The sequence below is a fragment of the Streptomyces sp. NBC_00620 genome (assembly GCF_026341825.1).
Classification (GTDB): domain Bacteria; phylum Actinomycetota; class Actinomycetes; order Streptomycetales; family Streptomycetaceae; genus Streptomyces.
Genome location: NZ_JAPENY010000003.1, coordinates 1,543,130 through 1,563,023 on the forward strand (window position 1 = coordinate 1,543,130; position 19,894 = coordinate 1,563,023).

Annotated in this window: 19 protein-coding genes; 10 read left to right on the forward strand and 9 right to left on the reverse strand. The window is 69.8% G+C overall.

Annotated elements, in window-relative coordinates:
* The 6 genes from OG246_RS38045 (at window position 1) to pssA (ending at window position 6,387) form a co-directional block, all read left to right on the forward strand.
* Window positions 1–2,028 (forward strand): protein meaA, encoded by a 2,028-nt coding sequence (locus OG246_RS38045; RefSeq protein ID WP_266473539.1) that lies wholly within the window; start codon window positions 1–3, stop codon window positions 2,026–2,028.
* On the forward strand, window positions 2,025–2,984 hold the full coding sequence (locus OG246_RS38050; protein ID WP_266473540.1) for a CoA ester lyase: 960 nt from the start codon (window positions 2,025–2,027) through the stop codon (window positions 2,982–2,984). Before OG246_RS38045 ends, OG246_RS38050 begins: the two co-directional genes overlap by 4 nt.
* Before the next feature lie 5 nt (window positions 2,985–2,989).
* Entirely contained in the window at window positions 2,990–3,502 is a 513-nt protein-coding gene (locus OG246_RS38055) for a MaoC family dehydratase (RefSeq protein ID WP_266473542.1), read from the forward strand.
* 2 nt (window positions 3,503–3,504) lie between these two features.
* Window positions 3,505–4,710, forward strand: a complete 1,206-nt coding sequence (locus OG246_RS38060) for an acyl-CoA dehydrogenase family protein (protein WP_266473543.1) — start codon at window positions 3,505–3,507, stop codon at window positions 4,708–4,710.
* 173 nt (window positions 4,711–4,883) lie between these two features.
* Window positions 4,884–5,540, forward strand: a complete 657-nt coding sequence (locus OG246_RS38065; protein WP_266473544.1) for a phosphatidylserine decarboxylase — start codon at window positions 4,884–4,886, stop codon at window positions 5,538–5,540.
* A gap of 28 nt (window positions 5,541–5,568) precedes the next feature.
* A complete protein-coding gene (pssA, locus tag OG246_RS38070; RefSeq protein ID WP_266474991.1) occupies window positions 5,569–6,387 on the forward strand; it encodes a CDP-diacylglycerol--serine O-phosphatidyltransferase in 819 nt (272 codons plus the stop codon).
* A gap of 96 nt (window positions 6,388–6,483) precedes the next feature.
* Here the strand turns inward: pssA and OG246_RS38075 are convergent, their stop codons facing one another.
* The 5 genes from OG246_RS38075 to OG246_RS38095 are packed head-to-tail and all read right to left on the reverse strand — an operon-like array spanning window position 6,484 to window position 11,440.
* Window positions 6,484–7,749: an ABC transporter substrate-binding protein gene (locus OG246_RS38075; protein WP_266473545.1), complete on the reverse strand. Its 1,266-nt coding sequence runs from the start codon at window positions 7,747–7,749 to the stop codon at window positions 6,484–6,486.
* Entirely contained in the window at window positions 7,746–8,819 is a 1,074-nt protein-coding gene (locus OG246_RS38080; protein WP_266474993.1) for a branched-chain amino acid ABC transporter permease, read from the reverse strand. The genes OG246_RS38075 and OG246_RS38080 overlap by 4 nt, the downstream gene beginning before the upstream one ends.
* A gap of 37 nt (window positions 8,820–8,856) precedes the next feature.
* Complete coding sequence (locus OG246_RS38085) at window positions 8,857–9,747, reverse strand: branched-chain amino acid ABC transporter permease (RefSeq protein ID WP_266473546.1); 891 nt, start codon at window positions 9,745–9,747, stop codon at window positions 8,857–8,859.
* On the reverse strand, window positions 9,744–10,625 hold the full coding sequence (locus OG246_RS38090; RefSeq protein ID WP_266474995.1) for an ABC transporter ATP-binding protein: 882 nt from the start codon (window positions 10,623–10,625) through the stop codon (window positions 9,744–9,746). The genes OG246_RS38085 and OG246_RS38090 overlap by 4 nt, the downstream gene beginning before the upstream one ends.
* A gap of 8 nt (window positions 10,626–10,633) precedes the next feature.
* A complete protein-coding gene (locus tag OG246_RS38095; protein WP_266473547.1) occupies window positions 10,634–11,440 on the reverse strand; it encodes an ABC transporter ATP-binding protein in 807 nt (268 codons plus the stop codon).
* Between the two features lie 187 nt (window positions 11,441–11,627).
* Between OG246_RS38095 and OG246_RS38100 the strand changes: the two genes are divergently transcribed.
* Entirely contained in the window at window positions 11,628–12,833 is a 1,206-nt protein-coding gene (locus OG246_RS38100) for a helix-turn-helix domain-containing protein (protein ID WP_266473549.1), read from the forward strand.
* Window positions 12,834–13,176: 343 nt separating this feature from the next.
* Here OG246_RS38100 and OG246_RS38105 read toward each other — a convergent pair whose 3' ends face one another.
* The gene (locus OG246_RS38105) at window positions 13,177–14,295 is read right to left on the reverse strand and encodes a glycerate kinase (protein ID WP_266474997.1); all 1,119 of its coding nucleotides are present in this window, start codon (window positions 14,293–14,295) and stop codon (window positions 13,177–13,179) included.
* Between the two features lie 185 nt (window positions 14,296–14,480).
* Between OG246_RS38105 and OG246_RS38110 the strand changes: the two genes are divergently transcribed.
* Together OG246_RS38110 and OG246_RS38115 are read left to right on the forward strand one after the other, a co-directional pair.
* Complete coding sequence (locus OG246_RS38110) at window positions 14,481–15,554, forward strand: ADP-ribosylglycohydrolase family protein (RefSeq protein WP_266473551.1); 1,074 nt, start codon at window positions 14,481–14,483, stop codon at window positions 15,552–15,554.
* 96 nt (window positions 15,555–15,650) lie between these two features.
* A complete protein-coding gene (locus OG246_RS38115; protein WP_266473553.1) occupies window positions 15,651–16,142 on the forward strand; it encodes an NUDIX hydrolase in 492 nt (163 codons plus the stop codon).
* A gap of 6 nt (window positions 16,143–16,148) precedes the next feature.
* Here the strand turns inward: OG246_RS38115 and OG246_RS38120 are convergent, their stop codons facing one another.
* The gene (locus OG246_RS38120) at window positions 16,149–16,901 is read right to left on the reverse strand and encodes a hypothetical protein (protein WP_266473555.1); all 753 of its coding nucleotides are present in this window, start codon (window positions 16,899–16,901) and stop codon (window positions 16,149–16,151) included.
* 239 nt (window positions 16,902–17,140) lie between these two features.
* Here OG246_RS38120 and OG246_RS38125 point away from each other — a divergent pair, with 239 nt between their 5' ends.
* A complete protein-coding gene (locus OG246_RS38125) occupies window positions 17,141–17,878 on the forward strand; it encodes a Sir2 family NAD-dependent protein deacetylase (RefSeq protein ID WP_266473558.1) in 738 nt (245 codons plus the stop codon).
* On the opposite strand, the gene OG246_RS38130 is transcribed toward OG246_RS38125, so the two are convergent.
* Window positions 17,875–18,360 (reverse strand): methylated-DNA--[protein]-cysteine S-methyltransferase, encoded by a 486-nt coding sequence (locus tag OG246_RS38130; protein ID WP_266473559.1) that lies wholly within the window; start codon window positions 18,358–18,360, stop codon window positions 17,875–17,877. The genes OG246_RS38125 and OG246_RS38130 overlap by 4 nt on opposite strands.
* 9 nt (window positions 18,361–18,369) lie before the next feature.
* A complete protein-coding gene (locus OG246_RS38135; RefSeq protein ID WP_323178366.1) occupies window positions 18,370–19,854 on the reverse strand; it encodes an AlkA N-terminal domain-containing protein in 1,485 nt (494 codons plus the stop codon).
* Between the last annotated feature and the right edge of the window lie 40 nt (window positions 19,855–19,894).

Consider the following 19,894-nt stretch of genomic DNA (forward strand, 5'->3'; position numbering starts at 1 on the left):
ATGACAGAGCGCCAGAAGGACCGGCCGTGGCTGATGCGGACGTACGCCGGTCACTCCACGGCAGAGGCCTCCAACGAGCTGTACCGGCGCAACCTCGCCAAGGGGCAGACGGGCCTCTCCGTGGCCTTCGACCTGCCGACGCAGACCGGGTACGACCCCGACCACATCCTCGCCCGCGGCGAGGTCGGCCGGGTCGGCGTGCCGGTCTCGCACCTCGGTGACATGCGCCGGCTGTTCCAGGACATCCCGCTGGAGCAGATGAACACCTCGATGACCATCAACGCCACCGCCATGTGGCTGCTGGCGCTCTATCAGGTCGTCGCCGAGGAGCAGGGCGCGGACATCACCCAGCTCCAGGGGACGACCCAGAACGACATCGTGAAGGAGTACCTGTCGCGGGGGACGCACGTCTTCCCGCCGGTTCCCTCGCTCCGGCTGACGACGGACATGATCACCTACACGGTGAACCACATCCCCAAGTGGAACCCGATCAACATCTGCAGCTACCACCTCCAGGAGGCGGGAGCCACCCCGGTCCAGGAGATCGCGTACGCGATGTCCACCGCGATCGCCGTCCTGGACGCGGTGTTCGCGTCGAGGCAGATCGCCGAGGACCGCAAGGGTGATGTCGTCGCGCGTATCTCCTTCTTCGTGAACGCGGGCGTCCGCTTCATCGAGGAGATGTGCAAGATGCGGGCGTTCGGGCGGATCTGGGATCAGATCACGCGCGAGCGGTACGGCATCGAGGACCCCAAGCAGCGGCGCTTCCGGTACGGCGTCCAGGTCAACTCCCTCGGTCTGACCGAGGCTCAGCCGGAGAACAACATCCAGCGGATCGTCCTTGAGATGCTGGCCGTGACGCTTTCGAAGGACGCCCGCGCGCGTGCCGTGCAACTCCCCGCCTGGAACGAGGCGTTGGGCCTGCCCCGGCCCTGGGACCAGCAGTGGTCGCTGCGCATGCAGCAGGTGCTCGCCTACGAGAGCGACCTGCTGGAGTACGCGGACATCTTCGAGGGCTCGCACGTCATCGAGGCCAAAGTGGCTTCCCTGGTGGAGGAGTCGCTCGCCGAGATGGACCGCATCGAGGAGATGGGCGGCGCGATGGCCGCCGTCGAGTCGGGCTACCTGAAGTCGCAGCTCGTCTCCTCGCACGCCGAGCGCCGGGCCCGTATCGAGTCCGGCCAGGAGAAGATCGTCGGCGTCAACATCTTCGACTCGACCGAGCCGAACCCGCTCACGGCCGACCTGGACGCGGCGATCCAGACGGTCGACCCGGCGGTCGAGGCCCGAGTGGTCGGGGCCCTCCAGAACTGGCGCGACACCCGGTATCAGCCGCCGTTCAACCACCCGCGCCCGTGCAAGGCGCTGGAGCGGCTGAAGGCGGCCGCCAAGGGCACCGACAACCTCATGGAAGCCACCCTGGAGTGCGCCCGCGCCGGCGTCACGACCGGCGAGTGGTCCGGGGCGCTGCGCGAGGTGTTCGGCGAGTTCCGGGCTCCCACCGGCGTCTCGTCCGCGCCCGTCGCGGTCACCGCCGAGGAGGGCACCGCGATGGCGCTGGTGCGCCGCAAGGTGGAGAGGACCGCCCGCGACCTCGGCGTCGGCAAACTCCGCTTCCTGGTGGGCAAGCCGGGCCTGGACGGGCACTCCAACGGCGCCGAGCAGATCGCCGTGCGGGCCCGCGACGCCGGGTTCGAGGTGGTCTACCAGGGCATCCGGCTCACCCCTGAGGAGATCGTGGCCGCGGCCGTCGCCGAGGACGTGCACGGCGTCGGTCTCTCGATCCTGTCCGGCTCGCACGCGCAGCTGGTGCCGGACGTGCTGGAGAGGCTGCGCGAGGCCGGTGCGGCCGACATCCCGGTGATCGCGGGCGGGATCATCCCGAACGCCGACGCCGAACTGCTGAAGGCCGCTGGAGTGGCCGCGGTCTTCACCCCGAAGGACTTCGACATCACCGGAATCATCGCCCGTATCGTCGACGAGATCCGCAAAGCGAACAAGCTCGACCCCCTGGAGGTCCCCGCATGACCGTCAACCGTCTGCGTCCCCGCCGCTCCTGCCTCGCGGTGCCGGGAAGCAACCCCCGCTTCCTGGAGAAGGCGCAGGGCCTCCCCGCGGACCAGGTCTTCCTCGACCTCGAGGACGCGTGCGCGCCGCTCGCCAAGCCCGAGGCGCGGCACACCATCGTCAAGTTCCTCAACGAGGGCGACTGGACCGGCAAGACGAGGGTCGTGCGGGTCAACGACTGGACGACGGAGTGGACGTACCGCGATGTCGTGACGGTTGTCGAGGGCGCCGGTCCGAACCTCGACTGCATCATGCTGCCGAAGGTGCAGGACGCCCAGCAGGTTGTCGCGCTCGACCTCCTGCTGACGCAGATCGAGAAGACGATGGGCTTCGAGGTCGGCAAGATCGGTATCGAGGCGCAGATCGAGAACGCCAAGGGTCTGGTCAACGTCAACGAGATCGCGGCCGCCTCGCCGCGCACCGAGACCATCATCTTCGGCCCGGCCGACTTCATGGCGTCGATCAACATGAAGACCCTGGTCGTGGGCGAGCAGCCGCCCGGCTACGGCGCGGACGCCTACCACTACATCCTGATGAAGATCCTGATGGCGGCCCGTACCTACGACCTCCAGGCGATCGACGGCCCGTACCTCCAGATCCGCAACGTGGACGGCTACCGCGAGGTCGCGCAGCGCGCCGCCGCCCTCGGCTTCGACGGCAAGTGGGTGCTGCACCCGGGTCAGGTCGAGGCGTCGAACGAGATCTTCTCGCCCTCCCAGGAGGACTTCGACCACGCCGAACTGATCCTGGACGCCTACGAGTACTGCACGTCCGAGGCGGGCGGCAAGAAGGGCTCCGCGATGCTCGGCGACGAGATGATCGACGAGGCCAGCCGCAAGATGGCGCTCGTCATCTCCGGCAAGGGCCGGGCCGCCGGCATGCAGCGCACGTCCAAGTTCGAAGCCCCGGAGGCCTGAGCACCATGCAGTTCGGACGCACCTACGAAGAGTTCGAGATCGGCGCGGTCTACAAGCACTGGCCCGGAAAAACGGTCACCGAGTACGACGACCACCTCTTCTGTCTGCTGACCATGAACCACCACCCGCTCCACATGGACAGCAACTACGCGGAGAAGACGACCGACTTCGGGAAGAACGTCGTCGTCGGGAACTACATCTACTCGCTGCTGCTCGGCATGTCGGTCCCCGACGTGTCCGGCAAGGCGATCGCCAACCTGGAGGTCGAGTCGCTGAAGCACGTGGCGCCGACCTTCCACGGCGACACGATCTACGGCGAGACCACGGTCCTCGACAAGACGCCGTCGAGGTCCAAGTCGGACCGCGGGATCGTCTACGTGGAGACCAAGGGCTACAAGCAGGACGGCACGCTGGTCTGCGTGTTCCGCCGCAAGGTGATGGTCCCCACCGAGACGTACATCAAGGAGCGCGGCGGCGAGCAGCCCGGCCGCCCGGAGCTGAAGCAGACGGAGAAGTAGCCATGGCGCGACTCGCCCAGACCGCCGGTCTCACCGAAATCCAGCAGGAGATCCTCTCCACCGTCCGCGACTTCGTGGACAAGGAGATCATCCCGGTCGCCACCGAGCTGGAGCACCGCGACGAGTACCCACAGGAGATCGTCGACGGGCTCAAGGAGTTGGGCCTCTTCGGGCTGATGATCCCGGAGGAGTACGGCGGTCTGGGCGAGTCCCTCCTGACGTACGCGCTGTGCGTCGAGGAGATCGCCCGTGGCTGGATGTCGGTGTCCGGCATCATCAACACCCACTTCATCGTGGCCTACATGCTCAAGCAGCACGGCACACAGGAGCAGAAGGACTACTTCCTGCCGCGGATGGCGCTGGGCGAGACGCGGGGCGCGTTCTCGATGTCGGAGCCGGCACTCGGCTCGGATGTCTCGGCGATCACGTCGAAGGCGGTCAAGGACGGCGACGAGTACGTCCTGAACGGTCAGAAGATGTGGCTGACGAACGGCGGCACGTCGAACCTGGTGGCCGTTCTCGTGAAGAGTGACGAAGGACACCCCGAGGGCACCCCGGCCCACAAGTCGATGACGACCTTCCTGATCGAGAAGGAGCCCGGCTTCGGAGAGGTCCGCCCCGGCCTCACCATCCCCGGGAAGATCGACAAGATGGGCTACAAGGGGGTCGACACCACCGAGTTGATCATGGACGGACTGCGCATTCCGGCCAATCGCGTGCTCGGCGGGACCACCGGCCGAGGGTTTTACCAAATGATGGACGGGGTCGAGGTCGGCCGCGTGAATGTGGCGGCGCGTGGCTGTGGCGTCGCACAACGTGCATTTGAGCTGGGTGTCTCCTATGCCCAGCAGCGTCACACTTTCGGCAAGCCGATCGCCCAGCACCAGGCGATCCAGTTCAAGCTGGCCGAGATGGCTACCAAGGTCGAGGCCGCCCATGCGATGATGGTGAATGCAGCACGCAAAAAGGACTCCGGGGAACGAAACGACCTCGAAGCAGGGATGGCGAAGTACCTCGCCTCCGAATACTGCAAGGAAGTAGTCGAGGACGCTTTCCGGATCCACGGTGGCTACGGCTTCTCGAAGGAGTACGAGATCGAGCGTCTCTACCGTGAGGCGCCGATGCTGCTGATCGGCGAAGGTACCGCCGAGATCCAGAAAATGATCATCGGGCGCAGGCTGCTCGAAGAGTACCGACTCCAGGGCTAGATGTCCCGGTTAGGGGTGTTTCCTTCGAGAAGAACATCACACCCCGTCAGCACTCTTCAGCCGTCGACTCGGCTTCCTGGCTTGCCCAGTTGTGGCCCGCGACCGGTACGATCCCGGGAAAGCCGCCGTCCCCCGTTTTTGCAGCGCGGCATCATCCGCTACGAAGGTCATCCATGCCCCACAGCCAAACCTCTGCACCTCGCGACAGCCTGGCAGGCGTACGCCTCGCGCGCGGAGCATCGCCGTGGCTTCTCCCGACCGTTGCCACCGCAGCCCTCAGCCTGGCACGCGCACGCCACTCCGGCGTCGCCAAGGCCGTGGCCGTACCCGCCACCGCGCTCGCGGCGGGGATGCTGTGGTTCTTCCGCGACCCAGAGCGTGAGATCACGCAGGGCAGGGTCATCTCGCCCGCCGACGGTGTGGTGCAGAGCATCATGCCGTGGAAGGACGGACGCACCCGCGTCGCGATCTTCATGAGCCCGCTGAACGTCCACGTCAACCGCGCGCCTCTCTCCGGCACGGTGACATCGGTCGAGCACATCCCCGGTGGGTTCGTTCCGGCGTTCAACAAGGAGAGCGAGAACAACGAACGCGTCGTCTGGCACTTCGACACCGAGCTCGGTGACATCGAGATGATCCAGATCGCCGGCGCGGTCGCCCGCCGTATCGTTCCTTATATCCCTCAGGGTACGAAGGTCGAGCAGGGCGAGCGGATCGGCTTGATCCGGTTCGGCTCGCGCGTCGACATCTATCTCCCCGAGGGTGTCGAGGTGGACGTGGAGGTCGGTCAGAAGACCGTGGCTGGGGTGACTCGAATTGACCGTGATTGATCCCGAGACGCAGGCCGGCACCGGCTGGGTGCCGGAGGCCGACGAGGTGGACGACGAAGAGGAGATGCCCCTCTCTCTCCGCCTCTCAATAGCGGACACCCTCACCCTGGGCAACGCGACCTGCGGCTTCATGGCGGTGTACTTCACCACCACCGGCATCCTGATCCCGCACCTCACGGGTAGCCAGGAGACGGGCATGGCACGGCACAGCGCCGCCACGGCCGTCATCCTCATGCTGTGCGCGGCGGTCTTCGACCTCTTCGACGGTCTGGTCGCCCGCAAGCTGCGCTCCTCCCCCATGGGCGCCGAGCTGGACAACCTCTCCGACCTGATCAGCTTCGGGCTCGCTCCGGCGTACTTCGTGCTGGTCTACGGCATGGTCGCGGACGACGCGCATCAGCGAGTGGCGGCGCTGGGGGCCATCGTGGTCCTCCTCGCGGTCGTACTGAGACTCGCGCGCTTCTCCTGCGTCACGGTCAAGGACGGCACGTTCCAGGGCATGCCATCGCCCTTCGGGGCACTCACCGTGGTCTCCATCGTGCTGCTCGAGCTGCCGTTCGTCGCCACGCTCATGGCGATCCTCGGCACCGCCTGGCTGATGGTGAGCCGGGTCGAGTACCCGAAGCCGAGGGGGCGCCTCGCCATCGCGATGCTCTCCTGGATCGTCGTCAGCATGGGCCTCCTCGTGGCCTGGGCCTTCGACGCTCCCAGCGGGATACTGCTGCTGCAGACCGGATGCGCGCTGCAGCTGGTCATGGGCGCGGTGATTCCCCTCTTCGCCACGGCTCGGAAGGTGAACAACTTCCGGGACAACCGGCGTGAGGCACGGGCGGCTCAGCTGCCGTAGTGCTTGTACGAGCCGCGCTTGTACGTACCGAAGGGCCCCGAACCACACGGTTCGGGGCCCTTCGGCTTTTTCGGGGCCCTTGTTCGGCCTTTGGTGTCACGCCCCCGGCGTGTAGCCCTCTGCCGCCGTCGAGGCCGCCGCCTCCCGGACCACCGTCATTCCGCCCACGGCGCTCTTGTCCGGCTTCAGGATGATGCTCTGCTTCGAGGACGGGGACTTCGGATCGCTGAAGTCCTGGGTGACGCCGAAGCCCGGGTCGAAGGCGTCGATCGTCAGCAGGGCCTTGTCGACGCCCTCGCGGGTGAGGTCCTTGCTGTCGCAAGCCTTCTTCAGGGCCTCACCGAAGGCGGCCGCCGCGGTCCAGCCGGCCACCACACCGTTGTCGAGGGAGTCCTTCGGATAGGCCGCCTTGTAGTCCTCGACGAGCTTCTTGCCCTCCGGAGTGTCGGCGCCGATGGGGAGAGAGGGCGAGGCCACGTAGTAGTTCGCCGTCAGGGCCGGGCCCGCCTGGGTGGCCAGCAGCTGCGGGGCGAAGGCCGAGTTGTTGCCGATGATCGGCACATTGAACCCTCCGGCCGCCGCGACACCGACGAGCGAGGCCGCCTGGCGCGGTCCCGCGCTGATCACGATCGCCTTGACACCGGCCTGCTTGAGAGCGGCGACCTGGGCGGTCATGTCGTTGTCGGTCGGCTTGATCTTCTGCTCGACGACGGTGAGCCCCGACTCCTTCGCCATGTACTTGGAGCCGACCAGGGCGTTCTCGCCGTAGTCCCCCTCGAAGTACACATGGCCGATCTTGTCGCCCGCCTTGATGCCCTTCTCCTTGATCAGGAAGTCGACGGCGTTGATCGTCTCGATGTCGTACGTCGATCCGATGACCCGGATGTACGGGCTGCCCAGCAGGGTGGCCGACCAGGCCTGCGGCAGCACGAGGCCCTTGTCCTGGCCGTCCACCCGCTGCTTCACGGCGGCGACGAACGGCGAGCCGATGAACTGCGTGAAGCCCAGCACCTTCGGCGCAAGCTCCGTGTACCCGGAGACCGCCTTCTGCGGGTCGTAGCCGTGGTCCCGGACGGTGAGCGCCAGCTGGTAGCCGCAGATGCCGCCGTCGGCGTTGACCTGCTTCACATAGAGCTGCTGGGCCTGTGTGACGCTCTTGCCGAGGGTGGCGTACACGCCGGTCATGTCGGTGAGCGCGCCGAGGCTGATGGTCTTGCCGGAGATGCCGTCGCCGGTCTTCACGCCGCCGGCGGCCGTCTCCTTGTCGTCGTCCCCGTCCTTGGCCTTGGAGCTGCACCCGGCCAGCACGAGCAGGGCGGCCAGCGTCCCGGCGGCCACCCTTGCCACGTATGTCCTTCTCATCGTTCCTCCCCTGGAGTGGGCCTTGAGCCGTTCGGCTTGGCGCGACGCCGGGCGGCGACCCTGATCAGGCCGCCCGGCAGGAAGAGCACGACCGCCACGACGGCGGCGCCGTAGAGGTACCTGGACGCCTCGCCCGGTGCGATCCCGCCGGTGCCGGGGTCGGAGACCAGGGGCAGCGTGTCGCTGTAGCGGGTCAGCAGCTGCGGCAGCAGGGAGACGAACGCGGCCCCGACCACCGCCCCGGCGACCGAGCCGAGTCCGCCGATGACGATCATGGCGAGATATTCGAGCGAGAGGATCATGCCGAAGTAGTCCGGCACCGTCCGCTGGAAGATCAGCGCGAGCAGGACCCCGGCCAGGCCCGCGTACATCGAGGACAGCACGAAGACCGCGGCGCGGTAGCGGGCGACCGGCACGCCGATCACCCCGGCCGCGATCCGGTGGTCGCGGATCGCGTTCATGGCCCTCCCCGGCCGGCCCCGCAGCACCCCGCGGGCGAAGAGCGCACCGCCCAGAAGCATCAGGAGGCCCGCGTACCAGAGCTTCTCGGCGGAGCCGAACGGCACGGCGGCGACGACGAGTTCACGGTCGTCGAAGGTCAGCCCGAAGATGCTCAGGGGTGGTACGTCGCGGCCGTTGAAGCCGCCCGTCAGGTCACGCGCGTTGAACAGCACGTGCTGGCCGATGAAGATCAGGGCGAGGGTGGCGATGCCGAGATAGGCGCCGCGCAGCCGCCCCGCGATGGGGCTGAACAGCCCGCCCGCGACACCGGCGGCCAGCACGGCCAGCACGGTGGCGAGCCAGGTCGGCAGCCCGAGCCCGGTCAGCCCGTCGCCCCCGTCACCGGCGAACACGCAGTAGCCGTACGCCCCGACCGCCAGGAAGAAGGCGTGCCCCATGGAGAGCTGTCCGGTCGCGCCGGTGAGCAGGTTGATGCCGATCGCGCCGATCGCGGCGGCCATCGCGAACAGGCCCGCCTGGAGCCAGAAGCGGTCCAGGTAGAAGGGCAGGGCGAGCAGCAGGACGGCGCCCGCGGCCCAGACGTATGTGCGGGGACGGGTGAACCACAGCGGTGGAGCGCCGCTCCTGCGGGTGCTTGCGAGGACCTCAGACACGGGCGAGCTCCTTCGTGCCGAAGAGCCCGGCGGGCCGGATGAGCAGGATCGCGACCATGACGAGGTACGGGGCGAGGTCGCCGAGTCCCCTGCCCAGGAAGGTCAGGTCGCTCTGGTAGCCGGTGGCGAGGGACTCCGTGATCCCGACGAGCAGACCGCCGACCAGCGCGCCCGTCGTCGAGTCGAGACCCCCGAGGATCGCGGCCGGGAACGCCTTCAGCGCGGCGAGTGAGGTGGCCCGCTCGAGGCCCGGTGTCGGGAAGACGGTGAGGAACAGCGCGGCGACCGCGGCGAGACCCCCGGCCACCGCCCAGGCGCCGAGCGACACCCGCCCGAGCCGTACGCCCATGAGAGCGGCGGTCTCCGGACTCTCGGCGGCGGCGCGCATCGCCACGCCCCACGAGCTGTACCGGAAGGCCAGCAGGAAGGCCGTGATGAGCAGGGCGGCGGCCACGAACGCGGCGATCCGCGTGTGCGCGAGGGAGACCGGCCCGACCGTGAGCACCGCGTCGCCCCACGGATCGCCGAGCGGCAGTACGTCCGTGCCGATACGCCGGGTCAGTTCGGTGGTGAGCAGAATGTCGACGCCGATGGTGACGATGGCGAGAACACTGTGGTCGGACCCCCGGTAGCGGCGCATCACCAGGAACTCCACCGCCGCCCCCACCAGCGCGGCGCCCGCGATCCCGGCGAGCAGCGCGGGCCAGAAGCCGATGTCGTCGTGGAGGGAGGCGGTGACATAGCCGCCCGCGAGCAGCAGCGAGGCGTGGGCGAAGTTCACGACCTCGGTCGCACGGAAGATGACGACGAAACCGAGGGCGATGAGGGCGTAGACGGAGCCCAACGAGACGCCGTTGAGGAGGAGTTCGGCGAAGGTGCTCATGAGGCGGTCTCCTCACCGTTGGTGCGGGCCTGGTCGGGGCGGTCCCTGTCGGCGCGGTCCTGGTCGGCGCGGTCACCGTCCGCGCGCTCATCGTCCGCACGCTCGCCCAGGTAGGCCCGTACAACCGCCGGATCCTTCTGTACGTCGACGGGGGCGCCGTCCGCGATCAGCCGGCCGAAGTCCAGTACGGTCACCGCGTCCGCGAGCCGCATCACCACCCCCATGTCGTGTTCGACGAGCACGATCGAGATGCCGAGGCTGTCGCGGACGCCGGCCACGACCGCGGCGGTGCGGCGTCGTTCGTCGGCGGTCATGCCCGCGACCGGTTCGTCGAGCAGCAGGAGGCGGGGCTCCATACACAGAGCGCGGGCGAGTTCGGCGAGCTTCTGCTGCCCGTACGGGAGCGAGCCCGCCGGGCGGTCGAGTTGCTGTTCAATGCCCACGAACTCGGCTATCTCGCGGACGCGTTCACGGTGCCGGCGCTCCTCGCGGGCCGCCGCGGGCAGCCGCAGTCCCGCGGCGAGGAAGCCGGTGCGGGTCAGCCGGTGGCGGCCGAGCAGCAGGCTGTCCTCGACCGTGGCCAGCGGTGGCAGGGCGAGGTTCTGGAAGATCCGCGCCACGCCCAGGCCCGCGATGCGGTGCGGGGGCAGGCCGGTCAGCTCGTGCTCGCCGAACCGGACGCTGCCGGAGGCGGGCCGGCAGACACCGGAAAGCACGTTGAAACAGGTGGACTTGCCGGCGCCGTTGGGGCCGATGAGCGCGTGCACGGTGCCGGGGCGGACGGTGAAGCTGACGGCGTCGAGGGCGGTCAGGCCGGCGAAGCGGACCGTCAACTCCCTTACGTGGAGCGGCGGGACGTCGGTGTCGGCCGGGTCCATCGCGGGCGTCACCCCTTCCACCTGGGCAGTGTCGGGTGGGTGGCGCGGGCCTGGGAGGCGTCTTCTGCCGCGTCCTCGTCGACGACGCCCAGATAGCGGCGGCGCACCTCGTCGGAGGCGGCGAGTTCGTCGGCCGGGCCCGAGAGGGTCACTTCGCCGACTTCGAGGACGTACGCGCGGGAGGCGAGCCGCAGGGCGAGAGCGGCGTTCTGCTCGACGAGCAGGACCGAGGTGCCCTGGGCGTTGATCTCCCGTACGGTGTCGGCGATTCGCCGGGCCATCAACGGGGCGAGTCCGAGGGACGGTTCGTCGAGCAGGAGCACCTTGGGAGTGGCCATCAGGGCCCTCGCGACCGCGAGCATCTGCTGTTCGCCGCCCGAGAGGAGTCCCGCGCGCTGCTGGGCGCGTTCGGCGAGGACGGGGAACAGGTCGTGCACACGGCGCAGTGCGGCGGCCCGCTCCGCCCGGCCGCCCACGGCTCCGAGCGCTCCGGCCCGCAGATTGTCCGCGACCGTCATCCGGGCGAACACCCTTCGCCCTTCCGGTACTTGGGACACGCCGGCGGCCACCACCCGGTCCGGGGCCAGCCGGTCGAGCGGGCGTCCGCCGAGGGCGACCGTGCCGCCGGTCACCGCTCCCCCGTGGAAGGAGAGCGTCCGGCACACCGCCCGCAGCAGCGTCGACTTGCCCGCGCCGTTGCTGCCGAGGACGACGACCACGGCTCCCTCGGGCACCTCCAGAGAGACCTGGCGCAGTGCGCGTACGGGTCCGTATCCGACCGACAGGTCCCGTACGAGCAGAGCGGAACCGCCCATGGCACCTCCACCTCCCGCTGTCCTCGCTCGGTGTGGCGCTCACCTCAGCACCCGTCCAGGCGCCCGTCCACGGGGTGCGGGCGAAACGCGGCGGGTGCCCAGAGGTCGTGGCCGGCCGTTGTGCACGCGCACAACACCGCGTGTCAGGGGCCTGTCCGGCGGGCCTCCCCGGTGACATCCTCCGGCCATGGGACGGCGCCGACCGCGGACCGGTCATGACTGGAAGCTGCTCGCGGAGTCCTGCGCGGCTCTGCTGGAACGGCTGCCCGAGCTCGTCGACGAGCATCTGCGGCAGCTCACCGAGTACTCCCCCGTCTACGGACAGGTGCTGCCTTACGACGAGCAGTGGCGGGAGGCGGAGACCGCGATGCGCATCGGCATCGAGACGCTCTCCGCGCCGCGGGACTCGCCGCGCCGCGATCTGGAGTACGCCGAGGACGCGGGCCGCCGCCGTGCCCAGCAGGGGATTCCGCTGGAGCTGCTCGTGCACGCCTACCGCTCCGCGGGTTATCTCGTGTGGGACGCGCTGATGGAGGGCGTGGCCGGGCGGGAGCCGGAGCGGCTCGCGATGCTCATGCGCTCGGCGACCATGGTGTGGTCCGCCGTGGACGCGCAGGCCGCGACCGCCACGGAGGCGTACCGGGCCACCGAGATGGAGCTGCGGCGGCGAACCGACGAGCAGTTGCAGGCCCTCCTCGACGCCCTGCTCGAAGGGCAGCAGACGCCCGGGCTCGCGGCACGGGCCGCCGCCGGGCTCGATCTGCCGGAGCGTGGGCCGTACGCCGTGGTGGTACTGCGTGCCGAGCGCCATGACGCACGGGACGCGTGCCCTCGGCCCATGCTGGGTGCGGGGCTGCGTTTCATCTGGCGGATGCGGGCGGACTGCGAGGTGGGCGTGGTCGCCCTTGGGCCCGGGCAGGGGCTCGACGGGGTGGCCCGGCTGCTCGACGGGCGGTGTCAGGGGCCGGGCGGTATCAGTCCCGTGGTGGCCGGGCTCGCCGAGCTGGGGCGGGCCCGGCGGCTCGCCGAGCTGGCGCTGCGTACCTGTCCGCCGGACGCCACCGATGTCGTACGTCTCGACCAGCGGATGCCGACCGCGCTCGTCGTCAGCCAGCCCGAGCTGGCGGCCCGTCTTGTCTCGGACGTGTTCGGGGAGCTGCTGGAGCTCGAGCCCGGCGATCGGGCCGTGCTTCTCGAAACGCTCGACGTCTGGCTCTCCTGCGAGGGCTCCGCCGGGCGGGCCGCGGGGCGCCTGTACTGCCACCGCAACACGGTCTTCAACCGCCTACGCCGACTCGAACAGCTGACGTCCCGGTCACTGGCCCGGCCTCGGGACCTGATCGAGATGACGTTGGCGTTGGATGCGTATCGGTTGTCGGGGGTGGGGCGGTGAGACGGTTTTTCGCCCCCTCCGCCCCTACCCGTCCCTTGCTCCTGGGGGCTGCCGCCCCCAGACCCCCGCATCGCGCTGACGCGCTCGTCCTCAAACGCCGGACGGGCTGAAAGATCTCCCCCGGCCGGAACTGAAAGATCTGCCGCGGGGGCGAAAGATCTGCCGGTCGGGGCTGAAAGGTTCTCTGCCCGGGGCTGAAAGATTTCAGCCCCGGCCGGGGAAATCTTCAGCCCCTCCGGCGTTTGAGGAGCGGGGTCTGGGGCGGAGCCCCAGGAACAAGGGACGGGTAGGGGCGGAGGGGGCGAAAAACCACCCCCCACCCACCCCAGCCCTCCTCAGTTCCTCAGTTCAAGAAGTCCCGCCCAATGTTCTCCGCCACCTTCTCCAGGATCGGCCCCGCATCCGCGATGCACTTCGCGATGTCGGGCTCCACCTCGGTGAGCGGGTACGCGCGGCGGATGCCGGCCTTGCCGAGGGCCTCCGGGCGCAGGCCGAGGCGGCCACAGACCGCGACGACCTCCTTGCCCGCGGCACGCGCGGCGGCGGCCACCCCGGCGGGAGCCTTCCCGTGCAGGGTCTGCTCATCGAGCGACCCCTCACCGGTGATGACCAACGTGGCCCGCTCCAGCGCGGGCGCGAAGCCGAGAACGTCGAGCATGACCTCGATACCGGGCCGAAAGCGCGCCCCGAGAACAAGCGCGCCGTACCCGATCCCACCCGCGGCCCCGGCCCCGGGCGCCGCCGCGTACTCGGCGGCCCTGGACCCGATGGCCTTCTCCAGAACGGCGGCGAAGTGAGCGAGCGAGGCGTCCAGGACGGCGACGTCGTCGGGTCCGGCCCCCTTCTGCGGGCCGTACACGGCAGGCGCACCCTTGGGCCCGGTGAGCGGATTGTCCACGTCGGAGGCGAGAACAAAGTCGACCGAGGAGATCCGGCCGTCAAGGCCGGACAGATCGGCGGTCACGACATCGCTGAGCGCGCCCCCACCGGGCGCGACGGGCTCACCGTCCGCGTCAAGGAACCGCGCACCGAGCGCGGACAGCATCCCCGCACCCCCATCGGTGGTGGCGCTCCCGCCCACACCGAAGACGATGGCCCGCGCCCCCGCGTCCAGCGCGGCCCGCAGCAGCTCTCCGGACCCGTACGTCGAGGACGTGAGCGGCGCGAAGACCCCGGAGGGCAGCCGCTGCAGCCCGCTGGCCTCCGCCATCTCCACGACCGCCGTGTCCCCGCGCAGCGCGAACGCCGCCGTGACCTCGTCGCCGAGCGGCCCGGCGACCCGCACCTCACGCCGCTCGAACCCGGCGGCGACCGCCGCGTCGACGGTCCCGTCACCGCCGTCGGCCACCGGCAGCGCCTCGACCTCGACATGCGGCGCGACGCGGCGCAGCCCGGCCGTCACACGCTCGGCGACCTGCACGGCCGTCAGCGATCCCTTGAACTTGTCCGCGGCGATCAGCACACGCGCCGCCTGCCGAGTCCGATTCACAGCAGCGTCCGCCACCTTGCATCCCCTTGCTTTCGGCCTTGCTCACGTCAAGGCAGTCGCGCCGCTGCGACCTTAACCGGAGGAAGCCCCCGCCGTCATGCCCCGCCCGGACCGCGGAACACCGCGCACCATCGTCCGGAATTGGGTAAACCGGAGCTATGACCTCTGTGGGCACTGAGCTCGCCGACCGCATCCATGGGGGCTGGCTGGGCCGGATCGCGGGCAACATGCTCGGCAAACCGGTCGAGCAGGGCGACCACTGGACGCGGGACCGGATCGACCGCTATCTGCGGCAGGCCGCGGCCCTGCCCCTCACCGACTACCTCCCCGAGCCCGCCGCCGACGGAGGCGGGAGCGGCGAATTCGAGCTGCGGCCCGAGTGGCGACAGTGCGTACGCGGCCGTATCCACGGCAGCTGCCGCGACGACGACGTGGACTACGCGATCCTCGGGCTCGACCTCCTGGAGACGCACGGTTTCGGCTTCAGTACCGAGCAGGTCGGTGACCTGTGGCTGCTGCGGCTGCCGTATCTGCAGACGTTCACCGCGGAGCGGGCCGCGTACCGGAACCTCGCCAATGGGATCAAACCGCCGCTGACAGCGACGTACGACAATCCCTACCAGGAGTGGATCGGGGCTCTCATCCGCGCCGACGTCTACGGCTGGACCTGTCCGGACTCGCCGCGGCAGGCGGCCTCGCTGGCCCGTCGCGACGCCGTCCTCTCCCACACCGGCAACGGCGTGTACGGCGCGATGTGGGCGGCGGCGCTGATCTCGGCGGCCTTCACCGCGCCGAGCGTGCGGCACGCGCTGGACACGGCGCTCACGGTGATCCCTGCGAGCTGCCGCCTGGCGCGGACCGTACGACGGGTGATGACGCTCCACGAGACGCGGATGACCTGGGACGACACGCTCACGACCGTCTCCGAGGAGACCGCGGGGCTCGGCTGGATCCACACGATCCCGAACGCCGCGGTCCTCACGGCCGGGCTCCTGTACGGCGACGGCGACTTCACCCGCACCATCACGCTGACCGTCCGTGGCGGCCTGGACACCGACTCGAACGGCGCGACCGCGGGCTCCGTGGCGGGCGTCCTGTGCGGGGCGGCTGCGATCCCCGCACAGTGGCGGGACCCGCTGGAGGACACCGTACGGAGTGCGGTGTTCGGCTTCGACAGGGCGCGGATCAGCGAGCTCGCGTCACGTACGGTCGCGTTGACGACACGGGCCTAGGACCTGTCCGGCCGATGGCAGCCGGGGCCACCTCCAACTCGCCGAACCCGGCAGCGAGTCGGAGGAACGGCGCCGCAGGCTCGTTACCCTTCGTGAGTGACCACTCAAGACTTCGCCACGTACATCGCGAGCCTCCCCCGCGTCCTCGCCGGGGCCGCCGCCCTCTTCCGTGACGCCGCCGGACGTGTCCTGCTCGTCGAGCCGAACTACCGTGACGGCTGGGCACTTCCGGGCGGCACGGTCGAATCGGACGACGGGGAGACTCCGCGCCAGGGCGCCCGCCGGGAGACCGCCGAGGAGATCGGCCTCGACATCGAACTCGGTCGGCTGCTCGCGGTGGACTGGGTGCACGGCACGGCGAGGCCCCCGCTGGTGGCGTACCTCTACGACGGTGGAGTCCTCGCCGAGAGGGACTTCAAGGCGATCCGGCTGCAGGAGGAGGAGTTGCTGTCGTGGCGTCTGGTCCCGCGGGACGAGCTGGCCGAGTATCTGCCGGGTGCGCTGGGCCGTCGTGTCATGACCGCGCTCGATGTGCTGGCGGAGGGCACGGGGACGGCGGAGCTGGAGAACGGACACCGGGTCGGCTGACGCCGTCTAGACCTGGACGACCCGCTCGGCGATGCCCTCCTTGATCGTCACCGCAACGGTCAGGTTGCCGTCCTTCGCTACCGCGTCCAGTTCATCGGCGGTGCAGGTCTCCGCCGCCTGGGTCTCGGGGTCACCGCAGATGTCGCCGCCCTGGATCTCCGTGTCCTCCGCGATCCAGAAGGGACGACCGTCGACCTCCAACTTGCCCGGCGCCAGATAGGTCAGCGTGCCGGTGACCGTACCGTCCGCACGGTTGTCCGCACTCGCGTCCCCGGTGTCGTCCTGTTCGGTCGGCTCCGCCGAGGCGTCGGTACCCCCACCCGACCCGCCGGTGATTTTGGTCGCTATGCCGTTCGCGATCACTACCTCGGCCGTGACCCTGCCGGTCTTGGCCGCCGCCTCCGCCTCGTCGGCGGTGCAACTCTCCGCCGCCTGGGTCTCGGGGTCACCGCAGATCTCGCCGCCCTGGATCTCCGTGTCCTCCGCGATCCAGAAGGGACGACCGTCGACCTCCAACTTGCCAGGCGCCAGGTAGGTCAGCGTGCCAGTGACCGTACCGTCCGCACGGTTGTCGGCACTGGCATCCGTGGCGTCGGCTGCGCTGGAAGGGGTGCTCGCACCGGATTCGGCGCCTGAACCGGTGGCGGAACCAGTGGCGGAACCGTCGGGGCCGCACGCGGTGAGGAACAGACCCGTAGCGGCCAGGAACCCGACGGCGGCGAGCGTACGGGAGCGGGTGCGGGAGCGGGTGAGCGACATGTCAGGTTGCCCTTTCGGCGTCATTTCCTCGTTGATCTCAACCCGTCAAACGCCATACACAGCAAGCCGGTTCATCGGCGCTCTCCCCTGTTGCACAGCCAGGATGAACCGCCGGTATCTGTTACAGGGAACCGTTCCTCTGTGACCATCCGGATGCACCCGGCAGCACGAACGGTTGGAAGCGAGGGCACCCCGATATCCCTTCGCCTCCGAGCACGCAGGCGTCCTACTCTCGGTCCATGAACAAGCCTCTCGTCGCCATCCTCAGTGGCGCAGGCGTCTCCACCGACTCCGGGATCCCCGACTATCGAGGGCCCAACGGGCTGTGGCGACGCGATCCGGGGGCCGAGAAGCTCGTGACGTACGAGTACTACGTGGGCGACCCGGAGATCCGGCGGCGGTCGTGGCAGATGCGGCGCGGGAACTGGGCGCTCAAGGCCGAGCCGAACGCCGCGCATCGGGCCGTGGCGGAGTTGGAGCGGGCCGGGGTGCCCGTGCGGGTCATCACGCAGAACGTCGACGGACTGCACCAGTCGGCCGGGATGCCCGCCCGCAAGGTGCTCGAACTCCACGGCACCGCACGGAGCGTGGTGTGTATCAAGTGCCATGCCCGTGGCCCCATGGAGGACGCGCTGGCCCGGGTCGAGGCCGGGGAGGAGGATCCGCCGTGTCTTGAGTGCGGCGGGATCCTCAAGTCGGCGACCGTCATGTTCGGCGAGCGGCTCGACCCCGTGGTGCTCGGTGAGGCCGTCGCCATCACCAAGGCCTGCCAGGTGTTCATCGCCGTCGGGAGCAGTCTGCAGGTTCAGCCGGCGGCGGGGCTGGCGGGCGTCGCCACCGACCACGGCGCACAGCTGATCATCGTCAACGCCGAGCCGACGCCGTACGACGAACGAGCCGACACTGTGATCCGGGAGCCCATCGGCACGGCACTGCCGCAACTCCTGCGCGGGCTGAACACCTCGGACAGGTCCTAGAAGAGCGCGGCCCCGCTCTCGAAGTCCAGCAGCCGCTGCTTGCGGTCCAGGCCGCCGCCGTACCCGGTGAGGCTGCCGTTCGCGCCGACCACTCGGTGGCAGGGCACGATGATGCCGATCGGGTTCTTGCCGTTGGCGAGGCCCACCGCGCGGGAGGCGCCCAAGTTGCCGAGGGCTTCGGCGAGTTCACCGTACGAGCGGGTCTCGCCGTAGGGGATCTGCCCGAGCTGCTCCCAGACGCTGCGCTGGAAGGGGGTGCCGTCGAGGCGCAGGGGCAGGTCGAACTCCTTCAAATCGCCCTCGAAGTAGGCCGCGAGCTGGCGCGTCACTTCGTCGAAGAGGGAGCCGTCGTCGCGTACGCCGAAGCTCTCCTCCGGCGGGCGATGGCGCTGTCCGACCATGTACAGGCCGCAGAGGGCGCCGTCGTCGGCGACGAGGGTGAGCGGCCCGTAGGGGCTGTCGATCACGGTGTGGTGCTTCATGGAACGTCCTTATACGGGAAGGAAGTTGATCGGGTGGCTGTCCGTCGCCCACAGGTACTGGACCGCGTACGCCCGCCAGGGACGCCACGCCGCCGCGCGTGCCGTGAGCGCGGCCGGGGTGGACGGCAGGCCCAACTCCTGGGCGGCGCGCCGGATTCCGAGGTCGGTGGGGAGGAAGGCGTCGGGGTCGCCGAGGGCGCGCATGGCGATGACGTCGACCGTCCAGGGGCCGAAGCCCGGCAGCGAGAGAAGCCGGGCGCGGGCCTCCTCCCAGTCGCTCTCGACGCCCAAGTGGAGCGTGCCGTCGGCGAGTTGACGTACGAGCGTGGTGAAAGTGGTGCGGCGGGTGCGTGGCATCGCGAGGGACTCGGGGTCCAGCGCGGCGAGCGACTCGGGGGACGGGAAGAGGTGGGTGAGGCCGCCCTCGGGGTCGTCGACGGGTTCGCCGTGCGCGGTGACCAGGCGGGCCGCGTGGGTGCGGGCGGCGGCCGTGGAGACCTGCTGGCCCAGCACGGCCCGTACGGCGAACTCGGCCTCGTCGACCGTACGCGGCACCCGGCGACCGGGCGCCTTGTCGACGAGCGGCGCGAGCAGCGGGTCGGTGCGCAGCTGATCGTCGACCGCGACCGGGTCGGCGTCCAGGTCGAGCATGCGGCGGCAGCGGCTGATGGCGACGGGCAGGTCGCGCAGGTCGCTGAGGGTGAGGCGGCAGGCGATGTGGTCGGGCTGCGGGGTGAGGGCCACGATGCCGTGTCCGTACGGCAGCCGGAGCGTGCGCCGGTATGCGCCGTCCCGCCACTCCTCCACGCCCGGCACGGCGGTCGCCGCGAGGTGGCCGAAGAGGTTGTCGGGGTTGAGCGGGGCGCGGAAGGGGAGCCGGAGGCTCAGCACTCCCGGCGTGGCGGCCCCCGCCCTCCCCTTCGGCAGCCGGGCGCGCAGTTCGCTCGGTGACAGCGCGAAGACCTCGCGGACCGTGTCGTTGAAGGTGCGGATCGAGGAGAATCCGGCCGCGAAGGCGATCTCCGCCATCGGGAGCGGGGTGGTCTCGATGAGCAGCCGTGCGGTCTGGGCGCGTTGGGCCCGGGCCAGGGCGAGCGGTCCCGCGCCCAGCTCGGCCAGGAGCTGCCGCTCGATCTGGCGGGTGCTGTAGCCGAGCCGGGTGGCGAGGCCGGGTACGCCCTCGCGGTCCACGATTCCGTCGCCGATCAGGCGCATGGCGCGGGCGACGAGGTCGGCGCGCTGGTTCCACTGGGGCGAGCCGGGGCTGGTGTCGGGGCGGCACCGCTTGCAGGCCCGGAACCCGGCCTGCTGACAGGCCGCCGCGCTCGGGTAGAACGTCATGTTCTCCGGCTTGGGCGGCACCACCGGGCAGCTGGGCCGGCAGTAGATCCGCGTGGTCAGGACCGCCGTGAAGAACCAGCCGTCGAAGCGCGCGTCCTTCGACTGGACCGCGCGCACGCAGCGCTCCGTATCGGTGTGCATCCCGTTCTGCATACCTCAAGCATCGGGCACGCGCGAGGCCCGAGCTGGCGAG

What these genes read in the sequence shown, in the direction of transcription:
- OG246_RS38060 (WP_266473543.1), top strand. Translation starts at nt 3,505, where the DNA reads ATGGCGCGACTCGCCCAGACCGCCGGTCTCACCGAAATCCAGCAGGAG.
- OG246_RS38065 (WP_266473544.1), top strand. Translation starts at nt 4,884, where the DNA reads ATGCCCCACAGCCAAACCTCTGCACCTCGCGACAGCCTGGCAGGCGTA.
- OG246_RS38075 (WP_266473545.1), bottom strand. Translation starts at nt 7,749, where the DNA reads ATGAGAAGGACATACGTGGCAAGGGTGGCCGCCGGGACGCTGGCCGCC.
- OG246_RS38095 (WP_266473547.1), bottom strand. Translation starts at nt 11,440, where the DNA reads ATGGGCGGTTCCGCTCTGCTCGTACGGGACCTGTCGGTCGGATACGGA.
- OG246_RS38100 (WP_266473549.1), top strand. Translation starts at nt 11,628, where the DNA reads ATGGGACGGCGCCGACCGCGGACCGGTCATGACTGGAAGCTGCTCGCG.
- OG246_RS38055 (WP_266473542.1), top strand. Translation starts at nt 2,990, where the DNA reads ATGCAGTTCGGACGCACCTACGAAGAGTTCGAGATCGGCGCGGTCTAC.
- OG246_RS38110 (WP_266473551.1), top strand. Translation starts at nt 14,481, where the DNA reads ATGACCTCTGTGGGCACTGAGCTCGCCGACCGCATCCATGGGGGCTGG.
- OG246_RS38120 (WP_266473555.1), bottom strand. Translation starts at nt 16,901, where the DNA reads ATGTCGCTCACCCGCTCCCGCACCCGCTCCCGTACGCTCGCCGCCGTC.
- OG246_RS38045 (WP_266473539.1), top strand. Translation starts at nt 1, where the DNA reads ATGACAGAGCGCCAGAAGGACCGGCCGTGGCTGATGCGGACGTACGCC.
- OG246_RS38050 (WP_266473540.1), top strand. Translation starts at nt 2,025, where the DNA reads ATGACCGTCAACCGTCTGCGTCCCCGCCGCTCCTGCCTCGCGGTGCCG.
- OG246_RS38125 (WP_266473558.1), top strand. Translation starts at nt 17,141, where the DNA reads ATGAACAAGCCTCTCGTCGCCATCCTCAGTGGCGCAGGCGTCTCCACC.
- OG246_RS38085 (WP_266473546.1), bottom strand. Translation starts at nt 9,747, where the DNA reads ATGAGCACCTTCGCCGAACTCCTCCTCAACGGCGTCTCGTTGGGCTCC.
- OG246_RS38130 (WP_266473559.1), bottom strand. Translation starts at nt 18,360, where the DNA reads ATGAAGCACCACACCGTGATCGACAGCCCCTACGGGCCGCTCACCCTC.
- OG246_RS38135 (WP_323178366.1), bottom strand. Translation starts at nt 19,854, where the DNA reads ATGCAGAACGGGATGCACACCGATACGGAGCGCTGCGTGCGCGCGGTC.
- OG246_RS38090 (WP_266474995.1), bottom strand. Translation starts at nt 10,625, where the DNA reads ATGGACCCGGCCGACACCGACGTCCCGCCGCTCCACGTAAGGGAGTTG.